We start from the raw sequence: 11,788 nt of genomic DNA, 5'->3' as shown, positions 1-11,788 counted from the left end.
GAACAGTATGTCAAAAAGTGAAAAAAAATGGCGACGTATTTATATCGCTCTATATATCTTCGTATACGGAATTTATGTTCCTTATAATCTACTTATGTGGCTTGGTGGAGAAGAAGGGTTCCCGATTGCTATGTTTCCAATAGCTATAGGTTTACCATTTATGAAGAAGAACCATATCAATAGCATACGAGAAAAAGAACAGAACGTTTAAACAGAGGGATGAGAAAATTGTCATCTCTTTTTTTTGGAATTTAATCGTAATTTTATTGTAATTCTGCTTATTTTGTTTTGTAATCTGCTCTATGGGAGGGATTTATAACTGCTTATGTATAAGAAATTAAATATCTTTCTAGTAATAACTCTATTCTCTATTATTCTAGTTGCCTGTAACAATCAAGAAGAAGCTGAACACCAACAGGATAGTTCAAAGAGTAACGAAGAAAAAAGCACAATGAATAAAAGAAATAAAAATGAGGTAAATAAATTAAAAGATGTTCCAGAACCGTCTAAAAGCTTAGATGAAGTTTTGAATTATCCAGTCGGAAGGTTTGCTGGACTTAATTTTAGAGCTTCAGATGAAGATAAAAAAAGGGTACTTAAGACATTTAACGAATTTCCGAAACTCACAGATAATACGAATGAAGAAGTATTGTATAAATATTGGGCAAACATGGTTGCTCTATACCATGAAGAATATCCAAGTCCAGATAAAGTTCTAGAGGATATTAAAGTACAATCTTTTGGGAATCCAGAACTAGAAGATGAAAGATATCATTTTAAAGAAAATTTAAATGTTGAAATTATCTTAGATGCAAGTGGAAGTATGGGTGGGAAAATAGGTAATAGAACTAAAATGGAGCTTGCAAAAGAATCAATTAAAGATTTTGCCTCTAACCTGCCTGAAGGTGCAAATGTTGCGCTACGTGTGTACGGGCATAAAGGAAGCGGAAGTGACGCAGACAAAGTACTTTCATGCGGTAGCTCTGAATTGGTTTATTCTATGCAAAAGTATAATAATGAGAGCTTTAATGCATCATTAGACAAGTTTCAGCCAGCAGGTTGGACTCCTATTGCGTTAGCGTTAAATGAATCTCAAAAAGACTTGAGTAAGTATGATAGTAAAACAAGTACCAACATTATATATCTGGTTAGTGATGGAATTGCAACTTGTGATGATGACCCTGTTGATGCAGGAAAATTACTTGCAGGCTCTAATATTCAGCCGATTGTAAATATTCTTGGCTTTGATATTGATCATGAAGGACAAAAACAGCTTATGCAAATTGCTGATGCATCAAATGGGACTTACTCCTCTGTTAACAATGGTGAACAATTAACTGAGCAACTTGATAAAGCAAAAAAAATGGCAGAGTCTTGGGAAGAATGGAAAGAAGGCGCGAACAGGGAAGCCAAGAGTCAGTATTTTGATCAAGAATTTGATATTCTCTCATTCTCTAATGACTTTGCTGAAGCATATTTAAGAGAAAATAATAATTATCGATATACCATCAGACATTTAAGGGATGAGGGGAAAATTAGTAAAAAGAGTTGGAGATATTTAGATGATAAACGAATAGAACGTTTTGAAAGAATGAAGCAATATAGACGAGACAATAAAAAGCAGTTGGAGTCTATAAATGAAGATAATCTAAAAAAAGTTCAAGAAGAATTAAAGAAGATGGAAAATAAAAAGTCTAATTCTTAGGGGTGAGGGATTTCCTTTTTACCTTGTTCGGAATTACTTTAGGTCTGCCTATGATGAAGAAAAATCATATACACAGCATTCGTGAAAAGGAGCAAAATAAAAAACCTAATAGTTAATTCTAGGAAATAGGATCTTTTAAGGAGAGGAAATGACAACAGATAATAACGTGAAAAAATACAAAAAATTTCTAGAAACAATCGATAAGACGAATTATTTAATTGCTTATAAAGATAAATATTATAGTGTGATAGGTTATTTTAAATTTGGAATAACAAAAGGGTACTTAATTTTAAATAAAGATGGAAGTGTATGTGCAAGACAACAATCAATACAGCCTTTTAAAATGTTTATGATATTTAATTCGTATATGCTTAGTTTTACAACTGTTGGATTAGAAGAGATAAATAAACCTACAGGGGCATTTCAAGACACCATAAAAATATTGCACAATTCTTTAACCATGAACCAAAGAATGAAAGATAAGGTAACACATGTTACTTTTGTATTAGAGAAATTGGATAAAGGGTTTAATAGACTAAGAGAAATTTACGAAGAGGTTAAACGAGTATTTAATATTGAAGTAAAGGCAAAGAGCATTTTAGATGAAGAAGTTGTAAATCGAATTTCTGACTTAATGACGGAATTCACTGAAAGACAATATGAACACCTATATCTGCAAATTGGATTAAAAGAAACATATGCAGCAATTCTCAAGATAGGCCATAAGGATATTAAAGATTACCAGGAAAAAAAACAAATCAAAGAAATGCAAAAACTGTTAAGGTATTTGGTTGAAGATGAATACCAGACCAATTTAAAGAAAAGTATAATTGAATTTGAAACTAATATTCATGGAAAACAAACCTCTTTTTATACCGAACATCATGAACATTGGAAAGAGAAGCTTATTTCAAATATCAATGAAAAGATGGAAAACAACTTTAAAAATGATATCCTCACCATGCTAAGGAATTAATTTGCAGGTTTGATGCCAAGTTACGTAATTAGAAACTATTTCAAACTAAATTCGTAATAATTATTACCCTATAGGATTTGCAAAAGAGATGGAAATCCCATCTCTTTTCTTTTTAACAACAAAATAGAAGAAATGAAATAGGAGTGTGAAAAGTGATCAGCAAAGTAGATAGATGGAAAAAGAACTATCTGTATATCTTTATTGTATTTTATGGGGCAATAATGCCGCTTTCCTTTTACCTCTTTAAACAAGGTTATACATCCCTTTTTTATGGTTTGGTACCAATTGCTGTCGCGCTTCCGAGTGTTAGAAGAAACCATTTGGGACTTCTTGAAAGAAAAGAAGAAAGTATGAAACGTATTAGGTAAAAATATTTAACAAAGGAGTGCAACAAATGAAAAACAAACTAACCAATTCTCTTCTGCTTCTCATGGTTTTGACACTAACCGCCTGTACATCAGACCAAATCCCATCTGCCAAACCTGAACAAGAAGAGAAAAAAGACAAGTACACGACACTTGCTGAAAAAGCGAACAATGAGGACAAATTAGAGAAACTAGAACTTCTTCCATACGCAGAAGAAGTGGAAGCAACGTTATCCAGTCCTAAGTACAAAGAGTTTACGGCAAACTCAACGGTACTCATTAAAGGGAAGGCGAAAAAGTATAACAGTTTCAAGTCAGACCATGTATGGATCAAAGTAAGAAGTGATGAAGATGGGCCGAACGGTCGGGACTTCAGCTATTACGCTCCTTTAAAAGAAGGTAAGTTTGAACAGAAGATTCAGCTGTTTAATGGGAAGGGGAATTATTCTGTCAAAGTGAGTGTACCGAGCGATTCGGCGGAAGATTACTATTACGATATTGCCTCATTTGATGTAGAGAACGTAAACCCTGAGGTCAAGAGAGATATTGCTTATACGAAGAACGCATTTGAATATGATTTAAAGTTAAAAAATTCCATAAATGGGTATATGGAAAGAGATGGGTCTTTTGAGATAGAGGGTGACGTTGCTGATTCCAGTGTTGAACAGCTCATGGTTGAGCTTAAGAAAGAAAGTGAATCTACTAAAATTATGATTCCGGTTGAGAATGGGAAGTTCGCACATAAAATCCCTCTTTATTATGGTGCGGGTGTTCATGAGGTACAGATTATGACGCCTAAAGAAGGATCGACCGACTTTTTTACGGATGCGGCTCACTTATATGTAAAGAATTTATCTGGTGAATCCTTTGAACCTGTGAAGTATTCCTCTGCTTACGAAGAAAAAGGCTTTAAGCTTGAGACGCCAGAAGTAGGCGGTGAGAAAGCGGATCTGACATACAAGATTAAAGGAAGTATTGATCCAAAAGGTGAGGATGCGAACAAGACGAATGTCGTTTTCGTTCAGACAGAGAAAGACGACCTTAAAGCGATGTACGCAATCCCAGTTAAGAACAATAAGTTTGACGGAGAGTTTTTCCTACGTTTTGGACCTGGGAAGTACGATGTGTCCATAATGGCACCAGAATTTCAAAAAACTAATGGATACATGCAGTACTTTGTTGGTGTAGCAAATTTCGCAGTTGAGAATACAAACACGAGTGATCAACGATTTACCTTACCATCTAGAGGTATTCAGTCGGATGCTCCTGAGATTAAGAAATTAGCAGCGCAACTAACAAAAAATAAAAAGACCGACAAAGAAAAAGCACTAGCAGTATACGAGTATGTCGCAAAAAACGTGAGCTATGACGTAGACAAGCTAAACAATCGTACGTTTGAGTTTGATGACAGTGCGTTAAAAACGTTGGACGAAAAAGAAGGCGTTTGTCAGGACTTTGCGTATTTAGCGATTGCTCTTTTACGTGCAAGTGGTATGGAAGCGCAGATGGTAACAGGGTTTGCTGGGCAGAATCATGCGTGGGTAGAGACAAAGGTCGACGGACGCTGGTTAACGATGGATCCAACATGGGGATCAGGTTATCTGCAGAACAACAAGTTCGTTCCAAAGTTCACCATGGAATACTTTGATCCAAAACCAGCAGAGTTTCAGAAAACACATACCAAAAAAGAGGTGGAATTTTAAGAATTAATGATAACAATTAAGAGTTTGCCGGACCATATATTAAATATTGCCAAAGGATTTCAGGAGAATAATAAACAAATTCATGTTTTTCCTTCCTTACTAGATATTGAAGGCGATAGATACTATTATTTTAAATTCTCCCCTAAACGAGGACAGTTAATAGTAAGAGAAGATGGAGCGGTTTTAACTATTAATCAAGTAAAAAAAGCTTTTGTATACGGAGTGGTTTATAACACTTCATTTGAAAATATTACTAAATTTGGACTTGAATGGGTTGAAAGTGGTACTTTACAACGCTATCAAAAGCTATGCCGAATTTTAACGAAACTGTCTTCAACTATTCATCAACAAGCACCACAAGAGGTTATTAATAGCCTTACCAATTTCAAAGAATGTGCAGATGAGATTATTAAAGAACAGAAAAATATAGAGTTTGTAGTAGGAAAAAGTTTTGAGTTGGCTTCAAAAACGAATGATTTAGAACTTGTCACAATGGATGACTGTATACAAATGCGTAAATACAATGAAAGTATGGTTAGGTCTGCTTTTAGACAGAATGAAGTGCAGTTAGAAACAGAAGAAGATAGAGCGCGGGTGTTTAAATATATTTGGACTAAAAAGTTTTCTTATAATTTAAAGTTACTTCCTATCCTCGTCCAACTTTTTCCATATAAGAACCACATGAGAACAAGTCAAACCATTGGATCGGATGAAATGGAGAGTATCAAAATTATGATATCCAAAGATTTAATTATTGAGCAATCCGAAGATGCTCTAGCAGCTTTAAACACTTTAAGAAATCCATCTAATTAGTTTAGTGTGGTTAATTGCACTTATCCAAAAAATAAAAACGATGGACACGTGTTTATGTTCTTCTATATCTATTAGTATACGGCTAGTCCCACCGTTAAGTTTGATTCTCTATTTCATATTAATAAAGATTTTTAATAATGTGCATGGAGAATAATGCTTCAAGGGAAAGTACTTACTTGTTAAGGAGATGAGTCATGGCTATTGAAGCAAATTTTAAAAAACATAAGCGGTTCTTAGAGACTATTGAAATAGCAAAATACAATGTTGTTATTCATGATAGTTTCTATAAATTTTGCGTATACAATAAATTTGGCAAGGCAAAAGGATATCTAGCATTACAAGCCAATGGAACGGAATGCCGAAGAGATGAAGCCATAGACCCTTATTACTTATTCTTAAAATTTAATTCATATCTCACAGGCATTGTTTATCAAGGTAGAGAGGATATGAATAAACCTACAGCTGTATTTAAAGACACTATAAATTTATTAGAAAAAATTAAACCTTTTGTACAATCTAACTCAATTCACGTGAATAATGCTGTTTCAAAAATTACAAATCTAGATAATGGATTTTTAAGATTTAAGACATTACATGATGATGCACTAAAATTATATGATGAAGTGATTAAACTAGGAGAGTTAGAGAAATCAAATGTAGATAAAGTAGACTATCTAATGAATGAATTTTCTATTCAACAATATAAGAATCTATACTTACAACTTAGCATGAAAGAAGATTTTACTGCATTAACTCAAGAATTAAAAAACTATAACAGTAGTGGGAAAGATAAAGAGAATATAAAAAAAGCATTAGATATCTTCAGTTTTCTAAGTGGGAAAAAATATATAGATGATATCTATGAAAACTTAAAACAGTTTGAGGTAGATGAACAAGGAAATAAGATGGTTTTTTATGACCAATCCAACGATTGGGAAGCTAAGTTTATTGAGATCACAAACAAGAGGAGCAATAAAGACTTTGAAATTGAAGCTTTGTCTATGTTAAGAAACTAATTGTTTAATGGTTAGGGGGGCAAAGGACTTGCCTCGTATAGAAGCAAATCTGATTGCTAGGTGAAAAAAAGTAACAAAAATACCTACGAATTCGCCAAAGACCCTTTCAAATCTTTAGGAGATGAATTATGTCAATAGAAGCAAATTTCAAACAGTATAAACGCTTCCTAGAAAAAATAGATATAGCAAAGTATACAGTTATTTGTAATGACTCTCGTTTTCGCGTAGCGGCCTATAACAAATTAGATAGTACAAAAGGTTATTTAGTTTTACGTGAGGATGGAGATGTCGCCTCCAGAGATGAAGCAATTCCTCCGTATAGAATGTTTATTGCATTTAACTCGTATATGTTTGGTCTTTATGAACAAGGACAAGCAGAAAGTAATAAACCGACAGCGATTTTTAAAGATACGATAAATCTTTTAAATGAAATTAAACCGTTTGTTACAGCAAGTAAAGATGACATTGAGATTGCTATTAAAAATATTCAAGAATTAGATAATGGTTATAAAAGAATTAAAGAAATACTGCCAGAAGCGATGAAAATCTTTAATGAAATGATGAAAGAAGGCATCTTAGATCAAACTGTGTTAGAAAATATATCATCACTAATGGAAGAATTCACTTGTCTTCAGTATAAGCATCTATATATTCAGATAAGGGCGAAAAACCAATTCGTTAGCATTTCTACAGAACTTAGTACAGTTTTGAATAAATTAAGTGGTGAAGAAAGAAAAATAGCAGTAAAAGCTGAAGATGTATTCAAATTCTTAACGGAAGAAAAATATCAATCTGGATTAAGAAAAAGTTTAATAGATTTTGAAAAAGATCCTCAAGGTGATCAAATTCCTTTTTTCGAGCGTTCTAATTGGCAAGAAGCATTAAACCAAAATTCGGATGATAAAAATGATATTTTGTTCGAAAAAACATTATTGTCACAGCTTAGAAATTAATTAAGAACTGTCTTTCTATAGATAAAAAGCATTGGAAACTTTTAATTTGTTTATTCAACTAAATTCTTATTTGCAAGGGTTATATACCCATGCTCTTGCAAAAAAGGTATAAAAGAAACTACTAAGAAGGGAATTTGTTATTAAATGAACAAATCTAGTAATTTATTTGCTGTCATTTTTATCGTTCTACTTCTTCTATTAACCGCATGCTCAACCGAAAAAACAGCATCAAATACTGATGAAAAGAAAAAAGAACCGAAAAAAGAGACGGTTGAAAAAGCGCCTACTGATCCTGAAGAGATGGTGAAACAGGGTGCGGGTAAGTATAACGAGAAGGTAAAAGATCTTGAAGGTGATGCTCTTGATCAAGAGATAAACAAAATCACAAAGAACTATCCTAAAGGTATGAAGGCTGAGGAAGCCTATAACCGAATTGTTGCTGAGTTCGCTGCCAATCATCAGCCGGGTTTTCAGGAGTTAGAGGACTTTGACATTACGTTTGAAGAAGTAGAGGCTTATGAGAAGTATCAAGAAGAAAGTGAAGACGGAGAGGAAAAGAAGGAAGGTCCTCTTAATGTGGCAATTCTTCTAGATGCAAGTGGTAGTATGGCAGGAAAGGTAACAGGAACGGATAAGATGACGGCGGCAAAAGAAGCGTTGAAGAAGTTTGCAGGTGGATTGCCTGATGATGCGAACGTCATGCTGCGCGTCTATGGACATAAAGGAAGTAATGATGATAAAGACAAAAAGGTTTCGTGTGAAAGTACGGAAGTTATGTACCCTTTAGGCGCTTATAATGAAGGAACTTTCCAACAATCTCTCTCTAAATTCAAGCCAACAGGTTGGACACCACTCGCAGCTTCCATTGAAGCGGCTGAAAAGGATCTACAAGGAAAAGAAGGAAATAACGTCATTTACATCGTGAGTGATGGAATTGAGACATGTGACGGAAATCCTGTAGAAGCGGCGAAAAAGTTACACGAGTCGAATATCAAGGCAGAAGTCAACATTATCGGCTTTGATGTAGATAACGAAGGCCAGCAACAGCTAAAAGCAGTAGCAGAAGCGGGTGGAGGCGAATTTCAATCGGTTTCTTCTCAAAAAGAATTGTTTGATGAAGTTGATTCTAACTGGTCGAAGGCGATGCACGATGCCAGCATCAACTGGAGTTCATCGATGGATTCATCAAGCGTAAATTGGAGTAGTTCGGGTAAAGGTCATTCTATGGGTAAAGTGTATTCAAAGATATTGGATAGCATTTCCGATGAATTTGAGTTACTTCGCACTGTGAAAAGGGCTCTATACGATAAAGAAAAGATGTCTGATGGAGAATTTGAAAAGTTGGACAAACTACTTTTAGAACGATATACAACGCTTAGAGAGTACAGCTCCCAAAAACATGAAGCTAGACAAGAAGAATTAAATCAAGAAACAGACAGAGTACTTAAATTAATTGATGAATACGCAGAAGATGCCAGAGTAGAATAGGGGATTGAATCTTGAGTAAATTAAAGTTTTTATTAATAATTACAAGTATCGTGATGATTGTTTCTGGTTGTAGTAGTAACGAATCAACGAGCAATAAAGGAAATCAGAAACAAGAAAGTAAAAGTGAAAAAGAATCCGTTAAAGTCACAGATAAAAAAGCAAATGCACCTAAAGACCAAGGTGAATATGAAGTATGGTTTGAAGGAGAAGCAGATCGTAAAGGAAAGCTGATAACGGTTAAAGGGCAAACGAACCTTATTCCCAACTCTAACCTATTAGTTACGATGGATAGTGTAGAAGATACTTTAATTGGTGGTTCGGATAGAGTGCAGGTTAGTGAAGATGGTACTTTTGAAACAGATTTAAAAATACCAAAAAGCACTGAAGGTTTAATTGAAGTGAAAATAGAATTCGATCCTCATTCCGATAACCAACCAATCAAAGATCACTATGGAGAAAACGGTGAAAAATTGAAAGGTCCGTTTGTCAGGTTACAAGAAGAATCAGATATGCAGCAGAACATCACTCTTTTAACCCTTGAAATTCCTCAAGATGAATCGAATGCTTCTGCTAAAATAAAGAAGCCAGAGTGGGATAAGCCTGAAGATTATGGTACACCTACTGTTCGATTAGACGAACCGGACATTCAACAAGATGATAAATATCTTTATATAGAAGGAAAGTCAAATCTGTTAGAGGGAACAAGACTAAAAGGGAGCTTGGATATTCCGAATTATATTGTCTCAGGATTAGCTGATGTGGCTGATGTTAATCCCGACGGATCATACAAGTTAATCATAGAAAAACCTTCAAGCATAAACAAATTGAAGGATGTTAAAGAATACGAAGTGGTTTTGAGTGTGAGCCCGGCGGAAAGCCAGTGGAAATCAAACTTAGAAGTATACGGCGTAAATGGCGAGAAGTTTATGGGTGATTACGTCGTCGATCAAAATGGAAGAAAAGAGATTGAAAAGAGGCTTTCAATCTCAGAATAAAAAGTAGCCCGATGATCTTCTAGGTTATCGGGCCTTTTATTATGTTTAACAACCACCCAAATAGAGAAAAATGAAGAGAGAGAAAGGCGGGACACATACATGAGCTATGAAGATTTAGCATTACATACAGATAAGTACCAGATTAATATGATGTACGCCCATTGGAAAAACGGCACGCACAACAATATTCGCGTATTTGAAGCCTTCTTCCGAAAGAACCCCTTCAAAAGCGGCTATGCTGTATTTGCAGGACTCGAGCGAATCATTCGTTATTTGGAGCATCTTCATTTTACAGAGGAAGATATCGACTATTTAAGAACACAAGAAGAGCACTATGAGGAACCTTTCTTAGAAGAGTTAAAGAACTTTAACTTTTCGGGAGAATTATTCTCTGTAAAAGAAGGGACGGTCGTGTTTCCAAATGAGCCGTTAATCCGCATAAAGTGCCGTGTATTTGAAGCGCACTTGTTGGAAACAGCACTGCTTAATTTTATGAACTATCAAACTTTAATCGCGACGAAAGCGGCTCGGATTCGGTATGTTACTCCTGATGATCAATTGATGGAGTTTGGAACACGTCGTGCCCAAGAAGCTGATGCCGCAATATGGGGTGCACGCGCCGCATATATTGCAGGCTTTAATGCAACATCAAATATGCGCGCCGGAAAGCTATTCGGTATTCCGACAAAAGGAACACATGCACACGCGTGGGTTCAAGATCATGATTCAGAAGAAGAAGCGTTTGAACGATTTGTAGAAGCTCTGCCTAATCAAAGCGTTTTACTGGTTGATACGTACAATACGTTAAAAAGCGGAGTACCGAACGCCATAAAAGTTGGGTTAAAGATGAAAGCGGCGGGTAAATCACTTAAAGGAATTCGTCTGGATAGTGGTGATCTAGCGTACCTATCCATTCAAGCTCGTAAAATGTTAGACAAAGCGGGCCTCACCGATGTCGAAATCGTAGCGAGTAACGACTTGGACGACGATGTGATCTCTGATTTAAAAGCACAAGGTGCAAAAATCACTTCTTGGGGAATTGGTACGCAACTCATTACCGCATCAGACCAACCGGCACTCGGAGGCGTTTATAAAGTTGTAGCTAAATATGAAAACGGAGAATTCGTACCCACAATCAAAATATCATCTAATGTAGAGAAAATCACAACACCTGGATATAAAAAGGTCTACCGGATCATCAACTCAAACGGAAAAGCAGAAGCGGATTACATTGCGATGGATGAAGAAGTACTTCCTAAAAAAGATATAAAACTATTTGATCCGGTGCACACATACAAAAGCAAAGTGGTTTCTTCTTTTACTGCCGAAGAATTGCTACAACCTGTTTATATAGAAGGAAAGCTTGTATATGACCTTCCGAACCTCGAAGAAATTCGGCGCTATCATCAGGAACAGCTTGGTCTTTTTTGGCCGCAACACTTACGTAGATTGAATCCACAAGAGTATTTTGTCGATCTATCTGTTCAAGTATGGAAGACGAAAAACGACCTTTTAGAGAAGTATTCTTTATAGCGAGCAAACCTCTTTTCGACACGAAAAGAGGTTTTTTAATAAAATCTTTAAAAAAGCGTTGACGGGCGTCCGTATCGCTGATATAGTAATAAACGTTGTTGCTTTTCTTACATAACGTTCGACAAAAACAAACATAAACTTTTTAAAAAAGTTGTTGCTTCGAAAGAAGATATGTGGTAAGATAGTTTTTGTCGCTGCTTTAAGAGAGTGATGCGATAAAGAAAAAAGTTCTTTGAAAACT

At 35.3% G+C, this 11,788-nt stretch carries 11 protein-coding genes; all 11 read left to right on the top strand.

The window, feature by feature from the left end:
- Positions 1–7 precede the first annotated feature (7 nt).
- The 11 genes from P4V41_RS20810 (at position 8) to P4V41_RS20760 (ending at position 11,547) form a co-directional block, all read left to right on the top strand.
- Entirely contained in the window at positions 8–211 is a 204-nt protein-coding gene (locus tag P4V41_RS20810; protein WP_198769385.1) for a hypothetical protein, read from the top strand.
- Positions 212–325: 114 nt separating this feature from the next.
- On the top strand, positions 326–1,705 hold the full coding sequence (locus P4V41_RS20805; protein WP_328087094.1) for a VWA domain-containing protein: 1,380 nt from the start codon (positions 326–328) through the stop codon (positions 1,703–1,705).
- Positions 1,706–1,853: 148 nt separating this feature from the next.
- A complete protein-coding gene (locus P4V41_RS20800) occupies positions 1,854–2,681 on the top strand; it encodes a hypothetical protein (RefSeq protein ID WP_328087092.1) in 828 nt (275 codons plus the stop codon).
- Between the two features lie 152 nt (positions 2,682–2,833).
- The gene (locus P4V41_RS20795) at positions 2,834–3,049 is read left to right on the top strand and encodes a hypothetical protein (RefSeq protein ID WP_328087091.1); all 216 of its coding nucleotides are present in this window, start codon (positions 2,834–2,836) and stop codon (positions 3,047–3,049) included.
- Positions 3,050–3,075: 26 nt separating this feature from the next.
- The gene (locus P4V41_RS20790; RefSeq protein WP_328087090.1) at positions 3,076–4,749 is read left to right on the top strand and encodes a transglutaminase-like domain-containing protein; all 1,674 of its coding nucleotides are present in this window, start codon (positions 3,076–3,078) and stop codon (positions 4,747–4,749) included.
- A 6-nt stretch (positions 4,750–4,755) separates the two neighbouring features.
- The gene (locus P4V41_RS20785; RefSeq protein WP_328087088.1) at positions 4,756–5,562 is read left to right on the top strand and encodes a hypothetical protein; all 807 of its coding nucleotides are present in this window, start codon (positions 4,756–4,758) and stop codon (positions 5,560–5,562) included.
- A gap of 194 nt (positions 5,563–5,756) precedes the next feature.
- The gene (locus P4V41_RS20780) at positions 5,757–6,578 is read left to right on the top strand and encodes a hypothetical protein (protein ID WP_328087086.1); all 822 of its coding nucleotides are present in this window, start codon (positions 5,757–5,759) and stop codon (positions 6,576–6,578) included.
- A 128-nt stretch (positions 6,579–6,706) separates the two neighbouring features.
- Entirely contained in the window at positions 6,707–7,531 is an 825-nt protein-coding gene (locus tag P4V41_RS20775) for a hypothetical protein (RefSeq protein ID WP_328087085.1), read from the top strand.
- A 144-nt stretch (positions 7,532–7,675) separates the two neighbouring features.
- Positions 7,676–9,019 (top strand): VWA domain-containing protein, encoded by a 1,344-nt coding sequence (locus P4V41_RS20770; protein ID WP_328087084.1) that lies wholly within the window; start codon positions 7,676–7,678, stop codon positions 9,017–9,019.
- A gap of 11 nt (positions 9,020–9,030) precedes the next feature.
- Positions 9,031–10,014: a hypothetical protein gene (locus P4V41_RS20765; protein ID WP_328087083.1), complete on the top strand. Its 984-nt coding sequence runs from the start codon at positions 9,031–9,033 to the stop codon at positions 10,012–10,014.
- Positions 10,015–10,113: 99 nt separating this feature from the next.
- On the top strand, positions 10,114–11,547 hold the full coding sequence (locus tag P4V41_RS20760; RefSeq protein WP_328087082.1) for a nicotinate phosphoribosyltransferase: 1,434 nt from the start codon (positions 10,114–10,116) through the stop codon (positions 11,545–11,547).
- The last annotated feature ends 241 nt before the right edge of the window (positions 11,548–11,788 follow it).

The sequence above is a fragment of the Fictibacillus nanhaiensis genome (assembly GCF_036213205.1).
Taxonomy (GTDB): Bacteria; Bacillota; Bacilli; order Bacillales; family Fictibacillaceae; genus Fictibacillus; species Fictibacillus nanhaiensis_E.
This window is presented reverse-complemented; position numbering and strand designations above follow the sequence as displayed.

What these genes read in the sequence shown, in the direction of transcription:
- P4V41_RS20810 (WP_198769385.1), top strand. Translation starts at nt 8, where the DNA reads ATGTCAAAAAGTGAAAAAAAATGGCGACGTATTTATATCGCTCTATAT.
- P4V41_RS20805 (WP_328087094.1), top strand. Translation starts at nt 326, where the DNA reads ATGTATAAGAAATTAAATATCTTTCTAGTAATAACTCTATTCTCTATT.
- P4V41_RS20800 (WP_328087092.1), top strand. Translation starts at nt 1,854, where the DNA reads ATGACAACAGATAATAACGTGAAAAAATACAAAAAATTTCTAGAAACA.
- P4V41_RS20790 (WP_328087090.1), top strand. Translation starts at nt 3,076, where the DNA reads ATGAAAAACAAACTAACCAATTCTCTTCTGCTTCTCATGGTTTTGACA.
- P4V41_RS20785 (WP_328087088.1), top strand. Translation starts at nt 4,756, where the DNA reads ATGATAACAATTAAGAGTTTGCCGGACCATATATTAAATATTGCCAAA.
- P4V41_RS20780 (WP_328087086.1), top strand. Translation starts at nt 5,757, where the DNA reads ATGGCTATTGAAGCAAATTTTAAAAAACATAAGCGGTTCTTAGAGACT.
- P4V41_RS20775 (WP_328087085.1), top strand. Translation starts at nt 6,707, where the DNA reads ATGTCAATAGAAGCAAATTTCAAACAGTATAAACGCTTCCTAGAAAAA.
- P4V41_RS20770 (WP_328087084.1), top strand. Translation starts at nt 7,676, where the DNA reads ATGAACAAATCTAGTAATTTATTTGCTGTCATTTTTATCGTTCTACTT.
- P4V41_RS20760 (WP_328087082.1), top strand. Translation starts at nt 10,114, where the DNA reads ATGAGCTATGAAGATTTAGCATTACATACAGATAAGTACCAGATTAAT.